The sequence below is a fragment of the Rhizobium sp. P44RR-XXIV genome, assembly GCF_001999485.2.
In the GTDB taxonomy this organism is placed as follows: domain Bacteria; phylum Pseudomonadota; class Alphaproteobacteria; order Rhizobiales; family Rhizobiaceae; genus Rhizobium.
On record NZ_MPVZ02000028.1, the window covers coordinates 1,745,549 to 1,760,252 of the forward strand.

Consider the following 14,704-nt stretch of genomic DNA (forward strand, 5'->3'; position numbering starts at 1 on the left):
CTTTTTTGCCGCATTCTCCCCGCTATTACACGTAACGTTATTACATAAAGAGAGTGCCCGCATGCGATTTGAACGCGACCCCCTCGCGTCCTCCCTGATAGGGCGCTCCGCTCTGACGCGACTTGCCTATGTTGCCGTGGGTATCGCGGTGCTTTGGGCTGCTATCGGCTGGGCGGTAGCCCTGGCATGAGTGATCTGATCCGCCTCACCAATCTCACCGTCACCTATGAACGTCACCCCGCCGTGCATCACGTTTCCGGCGCCTTCCGAACCGGCAGCCTGACGGCGATCGCCGGACCGAATGGCGCCGGCAAGTCGACGCTCCTGAAGGCGATCATCGGCGAATTGCGCCCGGTCGAAGGATCGATCGATCGCGGAACATTGACGCGGAACGATTTCGGCTATCTGCCGCAGGCGGCCGATATCAACCGCCGCTTTCCGATCTCGGTTGCCGATACGGTGATGCTCGGCGCCTGGAAGACCTCCGGCGCCTTCGGTCGCTTCTCGCGCCAGGATGCGGATCGGGCTCGCGATGCGCTTTCGCTCGTCGGGCTTTCGGGCTTCGAAAACAGGCATATCGGCGCACTCTCGGCCGGGCAGTTCCAGCGCGTGCTCTTCGCCCGGCTGCTGCTGCAGGACGCCAGCGTCATCCTGCTGGACGAGCCTTTCACCGCTATCGACCAACGTACGACGCGCGACCTGCTCGACCTTGTCCTCAGGTGGCATAAGGAAGGGCGCACCGTCATCGCCGTGCTGCATGATTTCGATCAGGTGCGCGCCCATTTCCCTGAAACGCTGCTGATCGCCCGTGAATTGGTCGACTGGGGCCGGACACAGGAGGTCATGAGTTCCAGCAATCTCCTCAAGGCGCGGGCCATGGCGGAGCGCTGGGACGAAGAGGCAGATGCATGCCGGCCTGAAGATGCGCCCAACACCGGCGAGATTGCACGGCGGGAGCCGGCCGAATGACGGTCTACGATATTTTCCTCGCGCCGTTTGCGGATTACGGCTTCATGCGGCGCGCGCTCATAGCCTGCCTGTGCCTGGGCCTTGGTTCCGGCCCGATCGGCGTCTTCCTGATGCTCCGGCGCATGAGCCTGATGGGCGACGCCATGAGCCATGCCGTTCTGCCGGGTGCCGCCATCGGCTACCTTATCGCCGGCTCGCTGTCGCTGACGGCCATGGGCCTCGGCGGTCTCGTGGCCGGCCTTTCGGTGGCACTGCTCTCGGGCCTCGTCAGCCGCATGACGGTGCTGCAGGAAGATGCGAGCTTTGCCAGCTTCTACCTCACCTCTCTCGCGCTCGGCGTGCTCATCGTCTCGCTGCTCGGTCGAATATCGACCTCCTGCATGTACTTTTCGGCACGATCCTGGCGATCGACGCCCCTGCCCTCTACCAGATCGGCGCGATCACCACCGTGACGCTGCTGGCGCTCGCGGTCATCTACCGACCGCTGGTCATGGAATGTTTCGATCCGGGCTTCCTGCGCGCGGTTGGCGGGCGCGGGCCGGTCTATCATTTCCTGTTCCTGCTGCTCGTCGTGCTCAATCTCGTCGCCAGCTTCCAGGCGCTCGGCACGCTGATGGCCGTGGGGCTGATGATGCTGCCGGCCGCCATTGCGCAGCTCTGGTCGCGCAGCCTGCCCGCCATGATGGTGATCGCGACCGGCACGGCGGCAGCTTCCGGCTATATCGGCCTCATCGCCTCCTATCATCTCGAATTTGCCTCGGGTCCGACCATCATCATCACCGCGAGCGTGATCTACGGCTTTTCCATTCTCTTCGCGCCTTCGGGCCTTGCCCGGCGGTTCTTCCCCCGTCCCCATCTCCGGGGCTAATCCGAACAAGGAGACTCGCATGAACAAACAGAGACTGCTCATCTCAGCCGCTGCGGTGGCCTTCGTCGCCTTCGGCGTCGTCCGCCCGGCCTCTGCCGAGACGCTTGATGTCGTCGCTTCCTTCACCGTGCTTGCCGATGTCGTCAAGCAGGTCGGCGGCGACCATGTGAAGGTATCGAGCCTTGTCGGCCCGAACGGCGACCCCCATGAATTCGAACCGTCGCCGGCCGATGCCAAGCGGCTCAATGCCGCCAAGGTCACCTTCGTCAGCGGTGAAGGCCTGGAAGGCTGGATGGACCGGCTGATCACGGCTTCGGGCTACAAGGGCACGCCGGTCGTCGTCTCCGAAGGCATCAATACCCGCACGATGGTCGATGACGGCAAGACGGTCACCGATCCGCATGTGTGGAACAGCCCAGTCAACGTGAAGATCTGGGTCGCCAATATCGAGAAGGCGCTGTCCGCTGCCGATCCGGCCGATGCCGCCGATTTCAAGGCCAATGCCGAGCGCTACACCAAGGTGCTGACCGAGCTCGACGCTTACGCGCACAGCAAGTTCGACAAGATCCCTGACGACCGCCGCAAGGTGCTGACCAGCCACGACGCTTTCGGCTATTTCGGCCGCGAGTATAAGGTGAACTTCCTTGCCCCGCTCGGCTTCTCGACGGAAACCGAAGCCTCGGCCGCCAAGGTCGCCCAGCTGATCGAGCAGATCAAGACCGAGCATGTGAAGACCTATTTCTTCGAAAACTCGAACGATCCGCGCTTCGTCAAGCAGGTCGCCAAGGCGACCGGCGCTCAGCCCGGCGGCGAGCTCTATGTCGAATCCCTTTCCAAGACCAATGGACCGGCTTCGACTTACGAGAAAATGTTCCGTTATAACGTTGACCAGCTAGCCGCTGCGATGGCGAAGGCCAGCTGAACTACCGATTGAGCAAACAACGAACAAAATGGGGCGCAGGTGGATTTCACCTGCGCCCCATTCTGCTTAAAGACGGAGTTAAAGATTGAGATCGAAGACCAGCAGCCCGGCAAGGCCGCCATCGGTCGAAGAGACAATCCGCTCGCCGACCGCCACATGCTGCGGATGCACCAGATAGGCATCCCGCGCTTCCGGGCTTTCAAACGTCACCGCAAAGCCATCGACAAAGCCGCCATGCAGCCCTTCCGGCGAGACATTCGGCCCATACTTCACATCGACAATGCCAGGAATGACCTGCTGCAAAGCGGCCACGGCTTCAAAAAGCGCCTTCTTCTCATCCTGTGTCATGGCAGATTTCAGCCGCAGGAAAACGCAGTGCAGGATCATGGATACAGCCTCCCTTGATGTTGGGGGCAGCATAGAGAGAAAGGGGGATGGGGCAAGGTGCTACACAGCAATCCCGGTATTTCTATCAGCTGTTGGAAAGGACAGCCGCAGTCTCGCCTTGAGCCTTGCGAGGAGCAGCTAGAAGATGCGGGGAAACCGGTCTGCCGGCTCCCGCGCAAATCATCGCGATACGTTCAGACGCTTCTTTCGCGCCAGGCGTTTTGCCCTGTCAGGCGGCTCATTTCGGCACGATATTCATCCTCGGAGGTGCTCCAGCGGAGACGGGCATATTCTTCCACATCAGGCCCGACGACATAGCGGAGACGACTGGAGGCATCCGTTGCCGCCTGGAAAATAGTCTCCACCACCACCTGCTCCTCCGTCGAATCGAAGGGATAATCGATCATCGACTGAAGCGCGTGATCGAAATAGGCCTTGTAGTTCTCCGGAACGGGTATCTGCTGCGACAGGGCCATTCCGCTCGCGGCAAAATTGGTGCTGCGGATCGCACCAGGCTCGACCATCTTGATCCGGATATTTTGCGATTCCAGCTCATAGGAGAGCGATTCCGACAGACCTTCGACGGCATGCTTGGAGGCGACATAAAGGGAGAGCAGCGGCACCGCCATGAAGCCGACGCCCGAGGTGACATTGACGATGGTGCCGCCACCCTGCTTGCGCAGATGAGGTGTTGCTTCTCGAATGACATTCATCACCCCGAAAACGTTGGTTTCGAAAATCTGGCGCGCGGCCTCTTGCGGTGTCGCCTCGAAGATCGAGACCATCGTGATACCAGCGTTGTTGATGACCACGTCGATCTTGCCGAAACGCGCAATGCCGGCCTCAATGGCCGCGCCGATGCTGGCCTGATCGGATACGTCGAGTGCCACAACGAGGATTCGCTCCGGGTTTTCATTCGCAAGCTCCGGCTGCGGATTTCGCATCGTCGCGACAACGTTCCAGCCCTGAGCCGCAAAGAACCTCGCGGCGGATTTGCCCACTCCTGACGAGCAGCCGGTGATAAGGACAGTCTTGGTCATGTGTTGTTCTCCATTTCGTGTTGGAGAATTGCTAAGCGAGCAAAAGATGATAATCTATAATGATTAATCTCGATTTCATTACGGATCGTCTCAATGGACGCTTTAACCGACATCATTCAGTTGCTTCGCCCACAGACCGTGCTGCTCGGCAGAATGGCTGCGTCTGGCCTCTGGGGCGTGCAGGTGCCACCTCAACGGCCCGGTCTTCTATTTTGCGATGGAGGGCAATTGCTGGTTTCAAGTGGCCGGAGGTGACCTCTTGGAACTGCGGGTGGGAGATTATGTCCTGTCTTCCAGGCCGATGGCGGACGTGTTTCTCAGCGAGCCAACGGCAAAAACGGTACTGTCGGATGAGGCCTTCAAGGCCATTCACTCCGTCGACGGCGAAGTGCGGCTCGGCAATCCGCTGGACGAACCGGCAACTCGGATCGTCGGTGGATTGATCGTCTGCGATCCGGCAAATGCGCACCTGCTTGTCGAATTGTTACCCCGTTGCATCCATCTGCGTGCCGAAGATGAGGCGGCAGCCAGACTGCACACGCTCGTCTCCATCGTCCGTGAAGAGGCCGATGAAACGCGCCCGGGTCGCAACGCAGTTCTCTCCCGCCTGATCGAGGTTATGCTCATCGAAACCTTGCGCCGTGAAGTCGCGTCCTCCCTGCCACATCGCGGCGTACTGGGCGGACTGGCCGATACGAGGCTCGCCAAGCGCTCGCCAACATCCATGCCGATGTCGCCAGGGGATGGACCGTCGAAGAGCTGGCGCGACAGGCCGGCATGTCGCGGGCCGCATTTGCGCGGCGGTTTTCCGAGGCCGTGGGTGCGGCGCCAGTGGAGTATCTGCTGAATTGGCGGATGGCGCTCGCGAAGGACGCATTGCGCCGCGGAAGCGGCACGTTGGAGGAGATTGCGTTCCAGATCGGCTACAAGTCGACAAGTGCGTTCAGTACCGCTTTCAGTCACAGGGTCGGCTGCCCGCCGAGCGAATACGCGGCAATCGCCCAGACTTAAGCCAGAACGGGCCGGAGTCGGCGGGCTGAACATATATATGAAGTTTACCTTTGCAGTTTATCTTCCTATATGCTAAGCCCTCCATATGAACACTCAATCTGACCAACCACTCCACTCCACCGCCGCCGCCATCGCGCAGGACCTCCGCGGCGTCGTCAGCAAACTCAAGCGTCGCCTGCGCGACCAGGCTGATGTGGGAGATCTGACCACGACGCAGATATCGGTGCTTGTGCGTCTTGAGAAAGACGGACCGATGACGACGTCCAGCCTGGCGAGAGCCGAGGGCATGCGGCCGCAGTCCATGGGAGCCGTCATCGCGGCCTTGGAAGGGGCAGACCTTGTAAAGGGGTTTGCGGATCCGAATGATGGTCGCCAAACGATCCTCTCAATCACCGATGCCTGCCGCAAGCGCATCGAAGAGGGCCGCGCGGCGCGGCAGGACTGGCTTTCCCGCACGATCGAGGCGCGACTCTCGAGTGAGGAACAGGACCGGCTGCTGTCTGCAATCAAACTGCTGCAACGGCTCGCCGATGACTGACGTTCTATCGTCCACTCTCTGAGCCTATCACTCCCAACAAACAACGAAGGCAATCTTCATGGCCCTCACCACCCTTGATCCAAAGACGGCGCTTATCGTCGTCGATCTTCAGAAGGGCATCATCGGATCGCCTTTCGCCCATCCCATCGGACCGGTTGTCGCGAATGCGGTCGCGCTGATCGAAGCCTTTCGCGCTCGGCATCTTCCTGTCGTGCTGGTCAATGTCGCGGGCGGAGCGCCCGGCCGCACGGAGCAGCCTCCGCGCCATGTCGGCGCTTTCCCCGCCGACTTTACCGACTTCATTCCCGAGCTTGGCCAACAGCCGGAGGATATGGTCGTGACGAAGCGGTCATGGGGCGCATTCGCGACCACCGATCTGGAGAAGCGCTTGAGGGCCCTCGATGTCACGCAGGTCGTTGTCATCGGCGTTGCCACCGGCACCGGCGTCGAGGCCACTGCCCGTCAGGCCTATGAGCAGGGTTTCAACGTTACCCTCGCCATCGACGCGATGACGGATGGCCGGGCGGAAGCACATGACTACAGCATCAAGAACATCTTCCCGCGCCTTGGCGAGACCGCCCCAGCCCGAGATATCATCAACCTGCTCGCATCGAGGACCGCCTGATATGCAATGGCACCATCTTCTATCCTACTTCTTCGGCGGCCTTTTTCTCATGAACGCCGTGCCGCATCTGGTCAGCGGGGTCATGGGCCGGCCGTTCCAGACGCCTTTCGCCACGCCGCGTGGAGAGGGCCTGTCCTCCTCCACCGTCAACGTGCTTTGGGGCTTCGCCAATCTCGTCATTGCCTATCTTCTGGTCTGCGAGGTCGGTGATTTCTCGTTGAACGACGCATCCGATATTTTGTCACTCGGTCTGGGCGCGTTGTTGATCGCGCTGTTTGGCGCACGGCATTTCGGCCGCTTTCACGGCGGCAACGACCCCGAACGCTCGTGACCGGCACGCTTGCCAATCCGTTCCGCTCCCTGCGGCATCGCAACTACCGCATCTGGGCGGCGGGAGCGCTGGTGTCCAACATCGGCACTTGGGTGCAGCGAACGGCACAGGACTGGCTGGTATTCACCGAGCTGACCCATCACGATGCCTCCACCGTCGGCATCGTGATGGGACTGCAATTCGCCCCACAGCTTTTGCTCTTGACGTGGACGGGGTCTGCCGCCGATCAGTTCAACCAGCGCAAGCTCCTGATGGTAACGCAGGCGACGATGGGGTTGCTGTCGCTGGCTCTCGCGTCCCTGACACTGCTTGGCGTCGTGCAGCTCTGGCATGTCTATGTCTTGGCCTTTCTGTTCGGCTGTGCGGCCGCGTTTGATGCTCCCGTGCGCCAGACCTTTGTCGCCGAACTCGTCGGCGACGAGGACCTGCCGAATGCGGTTGCGCTGAACTCGACATCCTTCAACGCTGCGCGGATGGTCGGCCCTGCCGCGTCCGGAATGGTGATCGCGGGACTGGGGACCGGTTGGGCCTTTCTGATCGACGGAATGTCCTTCGCGGCGGTGCTGCTCTCGCTTGGTTTGCTGCGCCTCAGCGAACTTCGCACGAGCGCGAGGGCCGAACGCGCGAAGGGAAGTTTTATCGAAGGGTTGCGCTACGTCCGTAAGCGACCCGACCTTCTCGCCATATTGATCATGCTGTTCCTGATCGGAACCTTCGGCCTGAATTTTCCGATCTTCATTTCGACCATGGCAGTCGACGTCTTTCACGTCGATGCCGGCGGCTACGGGCTTCTATCCTCGATCATGGCCATCGGCACAATGGCAGGTGCCCTGTTGAGCGGAAGCCGCGATGAGGCCCGCTTTGGGGGCCTTCCCTTAGCCGCAAGCGCCTTCGGCGGCGGCTGCCTGCTGGCAGCCCTTATCCCGGGCTATTGGCCGTTCGCCGCCGCGCTCGTCGTGATCGGCGCTGCCGGCCTGATCTTCACCAATCTGACAAACAGCCTCATGCAGCTTTCGACCGAGCCCGCCATGCGTGGGCGGATCATGGCGCTGCGGGTCGCGATTGCGCTCGGGGGCACGCCCATCGGGGCGCCGATTGTCGGCTGGGTGGCTGATCACTGCGGACCCTCCTGGGCGCTCGGTGTCGGCGCCACCTCCGGCTTCGCGGCCACTGTGGTCGGCCTTTATGCGATGTATCGAAAGGGACGAGGCAAGCGTGCGCAACAGGATATGGCCAGGCGTTGACGAGGAACGCGCTCCCATACGCTCACGAGCCCGCCGCAGGGTTCGGCCTGCGTCACGATCAACTCGGCCATGCCTTGAGCGCTCTTTCAACCGTGCCATAGAGTTGTTCTCTTTTCGCGCCGGATTGGGCGTCGAGGGCCATTCCCCAGCCGACAGTCATTAAGAAACGCGCGAGTTCTTCGGGGACAGCATCGGGCGGCAAGTCTCCCGCCGCTTTCGCCTCCTGAAGCCGATTGCACAGCCGCATTCGCCGCGCCTCGCGAAGCTTTGAAAGTTCGCCACGGATCGGGCCTGGGTCATCGGCGCATGCCAGTGCACAATTGACGGCGAGGCAACCGGGCGGATGGGCGGCATCCGTGTAGAGATCGGCCATTCGATAGAGCATCAGCTCGGCAACCCCGCGCGCGGTCGGCTCGTTCAGCGCTTCCTCGGCATAGCTCAACCGTGTCTCGAGATAATGTTCAAGCACCCTGAGGAACAAGCCGTCCTTGCTGTTGAAAGCAAAGTAGAAACTCGGCGGGGTTATGCCCATGGCCTTGGTCAAATCGGCGACCGAGGTCCTCTCATAGCCATTTCGCCAGAAGAGCGTCGTCGCCACGTCGATCGCCTTTTCAATATCCAGCACCCTTGGTCGCGCCATCTGCTCGCTGCCTGTCTTCGTTACCGCCTTCTATAGCGAGCACTATATAATCCTTCTTGACAGGCCACGCAAATCGTCAAATATAGCGATCGTTATATTTCGATGTCGCCGGCGACAGGCGGCTCTCGTGAAGGAAATTCTCATGCAATTCAAAAAGTTCAGCCGTACCGGCCTCATGGTATCCGGCCTCTGCCTCGGGACCGGAACCTTCGGCAAGCAGACCGACGAAGCCGAATCGTTTCAGGTGTTGGACAAGGCCGCGGATACCGGCGTGAATTTCATCGACACCGCCGACATCTATCCCGGAGGCGGCACCATGTCCGAAGTCGGCAGGTCGGAGGAAATCACGGGGCGATGGCTGAAGGGCAAGCGCGACCGGTTCATCGTCGGCACCAAAGGCGGCGGCCCGATGGGAGCATCGCCATGGGATCGCGGCTCGTCGCGCAAGCACCTGCTCGATGCGATCGACGCATCCCTTCGCCGCCTGAACACGGATTATGTGGACCTCTATCAGGTGCATATGGACGATGCGGAGACACCGCTCGACGAAACCGTGGAAGCGCTTGATGCGATCGTCCGCTCGGGCAAGGCGCGCTACATCGGCGTCTCGAATTTCCTGGCCTATCGATTGGCGCGCGCCATTGGCCGCCAAGACACGTTAAGGCTGGCGCGCTTCGTCTCCGCGCAGCCGCGCTACAATCTGCTGTTTCGCGAGATAGAGCGCGAATTGCTGCCTCTCGCCCAGGAGGAAAACCTGGCCGTCATCCCGTTCAATCCGCTCGCCGGCGGGCTTCTGAGCGGACGATACCAACAGGATGAGAAGCCTGAAACGGGGCGGTTTTCAGCAGAAGTCGGTCAGTTCGGTGCCATGTATATGGCGCGCTATTGGCACCAGCGCGAATTCGAAACAATCGAAAAACTGAGGGCGATAGCCCAGGAAGCCGGAGAACCGCTGGCAAAGCTCGCCGTCGCCTGGGTTATGGCAAATCCAGCGATCACCTCGGTCATTCTGGGTGCCAGCCGGACCGGGCAACTAACCGACACGCTCGCGGCCTCCGATTACACCCTTGCGCCCGAACTGAAGGCAAGGCTCGATGATCTCACCCTCGAGTACCGTCGGGGCGATGCAACGCGATAGGCATGCCGAAAAGGTCCTCCGGTCAATCCCGGAGGACCTGCCATCGCCTAGTCGTGCTTGCGCGGCTGCCAGCCGAATATGGATTTTGCCTTGGCGTTCGAAACCGGGCCACCATCATCGACCACATTGAAGACGCCGATCACCGAGCTTTGCACCGCCAGCAGGGCGGCGCGGGCAGCATCATCCACATGCAGACTTATGGGTCCGTTCGGTGCATCGCAGCCGGTGCCCGGCCCATAGAGAAGCCCATATCGCAAGACCGTACCGGCAATGCCAGCAATCGTGAGCGTGAGCCGTTCGAGCGTCCGAACCGCAGTTGCGCTTTCCTGCAGCGGGGTCTCCTCGGTGATCTCCCCTCTACCCACCTGATAGGACCAGGCGATGCTTTGCGAAAGCATCCGCTGCGCCCCGACCGCGACGGCGGCATCGACGAGGTTCTTCGTTTCCACTTCGCGGATACGGGCATTGCGGGCACGCCCCTCTTCCATCTGCGCGGGATCAAGCCCGAAGGGCAGATCGGTCAGCTGGTGAATGACGATACCAGGCTTTATCTGCCGCAGCGCCGCCTTCAGGGCATCGCCATCGAAGACATCGACAACGACAGGCGTGGCGCCTGCCTGGCGCAGGCTTTCCCCGCGTTCCGGCTTGCGGGTGGAACCGTAGACGGTGAAGCCTGCCTCGACCAGCAGGGGCACAAGCCTGCTCCCGATCGCACCGGTTGCGCCAGCAAGAAAAATGGTCTCGCCCATTGGAAACTCCTGAGATGTTTGCATCGTAATTGATGCATATTTTTTCGCACGAGCTTGGCCTGGAAAACAGATGCAAGAATCGACGATTCGACTAGGCCAAAGGCAGATCTCAACTGTCGCGATCAGCCGCCGTGCAGAGCGCTTTCAGACGCACCGCAAAAGATTCGGCCATGTGCCTGCTGGCAAGATTGGTAAAGCTCAGCAGCAGACCATCGACCGATTGCGGCCCCATATGCCAGAGCGACAGAGGCTGCAGGCCGAAGCCGTCCGCCTGCGCCAATGCGGCGATATTGGCTGAAGACGCCCGATATCCATCAAACTGCATGACGAGGTGCAGCCCGGCGGCGGGAGAAATCGCCCTGGCGCTGTCTCCGAAGACATCCTGCATCGTATCGACCAGCAACTGGCGACGCTCGGCGTACAAGGAGCGCATCTTCTTGAGATGACGCACGAAATACCCTTGCTCGATGAAATCGGCGATGACGGCTTGATGGAATATCGGGCTGCCACCGCCCCCGACCCGGCAGGCGCGCTCGAATACCTCAACCTCCGCTGGCGGCACGACCAGATAGGCAAGCCGCAGTGCCGGATAGAGAACCTTGCTGAACGAGCCGGTGAAAAGGACACGCTCGCCGCGATCCATGGCCTTGAGCGACAAAGGCGGCCGACGGTTGTAGCGATATTCGCTGTCATAATCGTCCTCGATGATCCAGCGCTTCCCGTCCTCGGCCCATTTGAGCAATTCGCCGCGTCTGTCCTTGGACATCATCACGCAGAGTGGGCTCTGGTTGGCGGGCGTAACGATGGCAAAGCGGGCATCTGGCGCGCGCTCCCTGCCCTCTTCGACGACAAGGCCATCCTGATCGACCGGCACCGGATGAAGTTTGGCATTTATCGACAGCAGAAATTCCCGGGCGACGGGGTAGCCAGGATCCTCAAACCATATGCCGTCACCGGGCCGATAGAGCGACCGCATGATCAGCTCCAGGCTGGCGCGATGGCCCGAGGTCACGAATACCTGCTCCGGCCGGCAGACGATGGCCCGTGAAAAGGCGAGATAGGCGGCAATGCGCTCTCGCAGCGCCGGGAGGCCGGGAGGCTCTGGATAGCCAAGCTGCTCTGCGCCGAGCTCTCGCGAGCGGCGGCTGACGAGCCGGTTCCAGGTCTTGCGCGGAAAGGCATCGAGAGCGGGGAGACCAAGCTGAAACGGCCTGACATTGGGTGACTGTTCCGCCGGTGCAGTCCTCGGCGCGGAACTCGATGGCTCGTCCGCGCTTGTCTTCTTCAGCCGCAAATCGACGAAGGTGCCCCCTGCGCCGCGAAATTCGAGATAGCCCTCTTCCGCGAGGATCTGATAGGCCAGATTGACGGTTCCGCGCGAGAGACCAAGCTCGCTGGCGAGCGTCCGCACTGACGGCAGCCGGTCTCCCGGCGCCAGGCGCCCCTCGGCAATCGCGGTTTTGAACCGGGCACAAATCTGCAGATAGATCGGATGGTCGCCCTCCCGCGAAAGCGCGATATCTTCCACCCGACCCGAAACGCCCTGCTGTGCCATGAAGGCTATGTCCTGCCTATGCGGGCTCGCGCCCACGTCTACGATCCCGTGACGGCAGAGGTTAGCCCGAAGACAGGATTGGCGGCAAGCTGCCGGTTGCCGAGCGCGAGAGCCTCGGTTGCTAGATCTGGCATCGCCAATCCCTGCAGGCGAATGAACTGCACGTTTGTGATGCCGATCGTCGCCAGCACATGGGCAAAATAGGGCGAGAGATAATCGGGTTGCCGGGCACGCGGACCATCATGAGCACCACCGGAACCCACAACGACAAGCGTCGGGCGGTCCTCGAGAAGGCCGACCTTGTAGCCATCCCGATAGGTGAAGGTGCGGCCGGCGCGCAGCACATAATCGATCCAGAGCTTCAGCGATGCCGGCACGGAAAAATTATGCATTGGCGTCGCGACGATCAGATAATCGCAGGCCTCGATTTCCCGAATCAATGTTTCCGATTCTGCGAAGGCAGGCAGATGATGTTCCGCGCGTTTGACGATAGCATCGGCATAGTGCTCGGTGATCGGCGACGGGCACATGACCGAGAGATCGCGTTCGACCAGTCTGATATCCTGCCCAGCGTCGAGCAGATTGCCGGCCGCCTTCCTTGCCAGCTCATAGCTGCGCGACGCAGATCCAAGCGGACTAGCATTCAGAAGCAAGATGGTCTTCACGCGCTTGCTTCCTTCAAAACCTGGCTGAAATGCAGACCGCGAGCCAGGAGCCCATTGCGGAAATAGAAGCGTTGGGCCAGCGAATTGCCAAGCCCCGTGTCGAGCACCAGCATGGCTCTTCCGTCGGCCTTGGCCAGCTCGCGGACGTGATCGATCAGCTCTGCACCGAATCTGGACCGCTGGCAGGATTGGCGCACGACAAGATCGTCGACATAGGTAAACCGCCCATAGATCAGGTTTTCGAGATGACGATAACCTGCCAGCCCCGACAGCGCGCCATCCTGCCAGACGCCCAGCAGCCGATAGCCATCCTGCTGCTGGCGCTGGACGCGTTCGCGATAAATGTCGGGGTCTTCGATATGCGGGCGCAGTTCGCGCATGACCGCGAAGCTCTCCGCAATATCCTCTGCGTTTTCGATATGCCTGAAATTCATGTTTGGCTCTCGCTGAATGGGGACCGGCAAAATCTACGCCGCGCATGACCCGCTCAACAGGACCAAAAATCGACAAATGGACTGGGCCATTGGCCGCCTTTACAAGCGCGGCCAGTGCCTCATCTAGTCTGGAGCCGAGACCTATTTCTTCTTGAAAGGCTCCATGCCCTTGCGTGCCAGCTCGTCCGCCCGTTCATTTTCCGGGTGGCCGGCATGGCCCTTGACCCAGTGGAGCGTCACCTTGTGGCGATTATAGGCTTCATCCAGCGCCTGCCACAGCTCGGCATTCTTCACCGGCTTCTTGTCCGCGGTCTTCCAGCCGTTCTTCTTCCAGCCGAAAATCCACTTGGTGATGCCGTCCTTGACGTAGACGCTGTCGGTGTAAAGATCGACTTCGCAGGGGCTTTTCAGGGCGGAGAGCGAGGAGATCGCCGCCAGCAGCTCCATGCGATTGTTGGTGGTGTCAGCCTCGCCGCCGGACAGTTCCTTTTCCACATCGCCATAGCGAAGCACCGCGCCCCAGCCGCCCGGGCCGGGATTGCCGGAGCAGGCTCCATCGGTAAAGATATCGACGTGCTTCATGCCTTCAGCCCGTATTCGGCTGCAGAGGCGATCTGACGGTGGAAGCGCAGCTTACGCAGATATTCAAGCGGGTCTTTCTTGGTGACCATCGCGCCGGCCGGCGTCGTCAGCCAGTCATAGAGGCGGGTCAGGAAGAAGCGCAGCGCCGAACCGCGCGCCAGCGTCGGAAGTGCCGCGATTTCGGCAGCGCTCAGCGGCCGCACGCTCTGATATCCCTCAAGCAGCGCCATGCCCTTGGTGATGTTGTAGGCGTGATCCTTCTCGAAGCACCAAGCGTTGAGGCAGATGGAAACATCGTAGGCAAGCTGATCGTTGCAGGCGAAATAGAAATCGATCAGACCGGATAGCGTGTCGCCGAGAAAGAAGACATTGTCCGGGAAGAGATCGGCGTGGATGACGCCCTCGGGCAGATCCTTCGGCCAATGCTGCCCAAGGAAATCGAGCTCACCGCGGATCTCGTCCTGCAGGCCAGCCTCGACTTCATCGGCGCGCGCCTCGGACTTTTCCCAGAGCGCCTGCCAGCCATTGAGCGACAAGGCGTTCGGGCGGCGGATTTCGAAACCTTCACCGGCGACATGCATGGCAGCCAGCGCCTTGCCGACTTCGCGGCAATGATTGGCATCGGGCTTGCGCAACCACATGCCTTCGAGAAAGGAAATCAGCGCGGCCGGCCGACCGGAGAGATGGCCAAGCAGCTCGCCATCCTTGCGCGGCAACGGCAGCGGGCAGGACAGACCGCGGCTCGCCAGATGCTGCATCAGCCCCAGGAAGAACGGCAGGTCACCCTTGTCGACACGCTTTTCATAGAGCGTCAGGATCAGCGGGTCGCGCGTGGTGTGCAGCAGGAAGTTCGAATTCTCGACGCCCTCGGCAATGCCCTTGTAGGAGAGAAGTTCGCCAACGTCGTATTCCGTCAGAAACCACTTCAAATCGTCTTCGGTAATATCGGTATAAACAGCCACGAAACATTCCCTTGATACACGCTGGCGCCGTAACCACCCGCCCT

At 60.9% G+C, this 14,704-nt stretch carries 19 protein-coding genes and 1 pseudogene; 11 read left to right on the forward strand and 9 right to left on the reverse strand.

Features of this window, described 5'->3' with window-relative positions; translation table 11 throughout:
- The first annotated feature begins 61 nt into the window (after window positions 1-61).
- The 4 genes and pseudogenes from BSK43_RS36035 to BSK43_RS25730 all read left to right on the forward strand — a co-directional run bounded on the left by BSK43_RS36035 (window position 62) and on the right by BSK43_RS25730 (window position 2,759).
- On the forward strand, window positions 62-190 hold the full coding sequence (locus BSK43_RS36035; RefSeq protein ID WP_281406655.1) for a hypothetical protein: 129 nt from the start codon (window positions 62-64) through the stop codon (window positions 188-190).
- Window positions 187-969 carry an ABC transporter ATP-binding protein gene (locus BSK43_RS25720; RefSeq protein WP_077471264.1) on the forward strand — a complete coding sequence of 261 codons (783 nt, stop codon included), beginning with the start codon at window positions 187-189 and terminating at the stop codon, window positions 967-969. The genes BSK43_RS36035 and BSK43_RS25720 overlap by 4 nt, the downstream gene beginning before the upstream one ends.
- Window positions 966-1,837: pseudogene (locus tag BSK43_RS25725) on the forward strand (metal ABC transporter permease). The gene BSK43_RS25720 and the pseudogene BSK43_RS25725 overlap by 4 nt, the downstream one beginning before the upstream one ends.
- Before the next feature lie 19 nt (window positions 1,838-1,856).
- Window positions 1,857-2,759 (forward strand): zinc ABC transporter substrate-binding protein, encoded by a 903-nt coding sequence (locus BSK43_RS25730; protein ID WP_077471266.1) that lies wholly within the window; start codon window positions 1,857-1,859, stop codon window positions 2,757-2,759.
- Window positions 2,760-2,837: 78 nt separating this feature from the next.
- Here BSK43_RS25730 and BSK43_RS25735 read toward each other — a convergent pair whose 3' ends face one another.
- Window positions 2,838-3,146, reverse strand: coding sequence for a Dabb family protein (locus tag BSK43_RS25735; protein ID WP_068384970.1), 309 nt, complete (start codon window positions 3,144-3,146; stop codon window positions 2,838-2,840).
- A gap of 194 nt (window positions 3,147-3,340) precedes the next feature.
- Window positions 3,341-4,186 carry an SDR family oxidoreductase gene (locus BSK43_RS25740; protein ID WP_077471267.1) on the reverse strand — a complete coding sequence of 282 codons (846 nt, stop codon included), beginning with the start codon at window positions 4,184-4,186 and terminating at the stop codon, window positions 3,341-3,343.
- Window positions 4,187-4,445: 259 nt separating this feature from the next.
- On the opposite strand from BSK43_RS25740, the gene BSK43_RS35810 reads away from it, so the two are divergent.
- From BSK43_RS35810 to BSK43_RS25765, 6 genes are all read left to right on the forward strand, one after another.
- Window positions 4,446-5,033, forward strand: coding sequence for a cupin domain-containing protein (locus BSK43_RS35810; protein WP_246662671.1), 588 nt, complete (start codon window positions 4,446-4,448; stop codon window positions 5,031-5,033).
- A complete protein-coding gene (locus BSK43_RS35815) occupies window positions 4,964-5,197 on the forward strand; it encodes a helix-turn-helix transcriptional regulator (RefSeq protein WP_246662672.1) in 234 nt (77 codons plus the stop codon). Before BSK43_RS35810 ends, BSK43_RS35815 begins: the two co-directional genes overlap by 70 nt.
- An 85-nt stretch (window positions 5,198-5,282) precedes the next feature.
- Window positions 5,283-5,735 carry a MarR family transcriptional regulator gene (locus BSK43_RS25750; RefSeq protein ID WP_077471268.1) on the forward strand — a complete coding sequence of 151 codons (453 nt, stop codon included), beginning with the start codon at window positions 5,283-5,285 and terminating at the stop codon, window positions 5,733-5,735.
- Between the two features lie 58 nt (window positions 5,736-5,793).
- Complete coding sequence (locus BSK43_RS25755; protein ID WP_077471269.1) at window positions 5,794-6,360, forward strand: isochorismatase family protein; 567 nt, start codon at window positions 5,794-5,796, stop codon at window positions 6,358-6,360.
- A gap of 1 nt (window position 6,361) precedes the next feature.
- Complete coding sequence (locus tag BSK43_RS25760; protein WP_077471270.1) at window positions 6,362-6,691, forward strand: hypothetical protein; 330 nt, start codon at window positions 6,362-6,364, stop codon at window positions 6,689-6,691.
- Window positions 6,688-7,935, forward strand: coding sequence for an MFS transporter (locus tag BSK43_RS25765; RefSeq protein ID WP_077471271.1), 1,248 nt, complete (start codon window positions 6,688-6,690; stop codon window positions 7,933-7,935). The genes BSK43_RS25760 and BSK43_RS25765 overlap by 4 nt, the downstream gene beginning before the upstream one ends.
- Before the next feature lie 58 nt (window positions 7,936-7,993).
- On the opposite strand, the gene BSK43_RS25770 is transcribed toward BSK43_RS25765, so the two are convergent.
- Window positions 7,994-8,575, reverse strand: a complete 582-nt coding sequence (locus BSK43_RS25770) for a TetR/AcrR family transcriptional regulator (protein ID WP_077471272.1) — start codon at window positions 8,573-8,575, stop codon at window positions 7,994-7,996.
- Between the two features lie 142 nt (window positions 8,576-8,717).
- Here BSK43_RS25770 and BSK43_RS25775 point away from each other — a divergent pair, with 142 nt between their 5' ends.
- Window positions 8,718-9,713: an aldo/keto reductase gene (locus tag BSK43_RS25775; RefSeq protein WP_077471273.1), complete on the forward strand. Its 996-nt coding sequence runs from the start codon at window positions 8,718-8,720 to the stop codon at window positions 9,711-9,713.
- 47 nt (window positions 9,714-9,760) lie between these two features.
- Here BSK43_RS25775 and BSK43_RS25780 read toward each other — a convergent pair whose 3' ends face one another.
- The 6 genes from BSK43_RS25780 to BSK43_RS25805 all read right to left on the reverse strand — a co-directional run bounded on the left by BSK43_RS25780 (window position 9,761) and on the right by BSK43_RS25805 (window position 14,660).
- Complete coding sequence (locus tag BSK43_RS25780) at window positions 9,761-10,462, reverse strand: NAD(P)H-binding protein (RefSeq protein ID WP_077471274.1); 702 nt, start codon at window positions 10,460-10,462, stop codon at window positions 9,761-9,763.
- Between the two features lie 109 nt (window positions 10,463-10,571).
- Window positions 10,572-12,017, reverse strand: coding sequence for a PLP-dependent aminotransferase family protein (locus BSK43_RS25785; protein ID WP_136687236.1), 1,446 nt, complete (start codon window positions 12,015-12,017; stop codon window positions 10,572-10,574).
- Window positions 12,018-12,055: 38 nt separating this feature from the next.
- Complete coding sequence (locus BSK43_RS25790; protein WP_077471275.1) at window positions 12,056-12,682, reverse strand: NAD(P)H-dependent oxidoreductase; 627 nt, start codon at window positions 12,680-12,682, stop codon at window positions 12,056-12,058.
- On the reverse strand, window positions 12,679-13,116 hold the full coding sequence (locus BSK43_RS25795; RefSeq protein ID WP_077471276.1) for a GNAT family N-acetyltransferase: 438 nt from the start codon (window positions 13,114-13,116) through the stop codon (window positions 12,679-12,681). Before BSK43_RS25795 ends, BSK43_RS25790 begins: the two co-directional genes overlap by 4 nt.
- A gap of 141 nt (window positions 13,117-13,257) precedes the next feature.
- Window positions 13,258-13,698 carry a ribonuclease HI gene (gene rnhA / locus BSK43_RS25800; protein WP_068384929.1) on the reverse strand — a complete coding sequence of 147 codons (441 nt, stop codon included), beginning with the start codon at window positions 13,696-13,698 and terminating at the stop codon, window positions 13,258-13,260.
- The gene (locus tag BSK43_RS25805) at window positions 13,695-14,660 is read right to left on the reverse strand and encodes a homoserine kinase (protein ID WP_077471277.1); all 966 of its coding nucleotides are present in this window, start codon (window positions 14,658-14,660) and stop codon (window positions 13,695-13,697) included. Before BSK43_RS25805 ends, rnhA begins: the two co-directional genes overlap by 4 nt.
- Window positions 14,661-14,704: the final 44 nt, after the last annotated feature.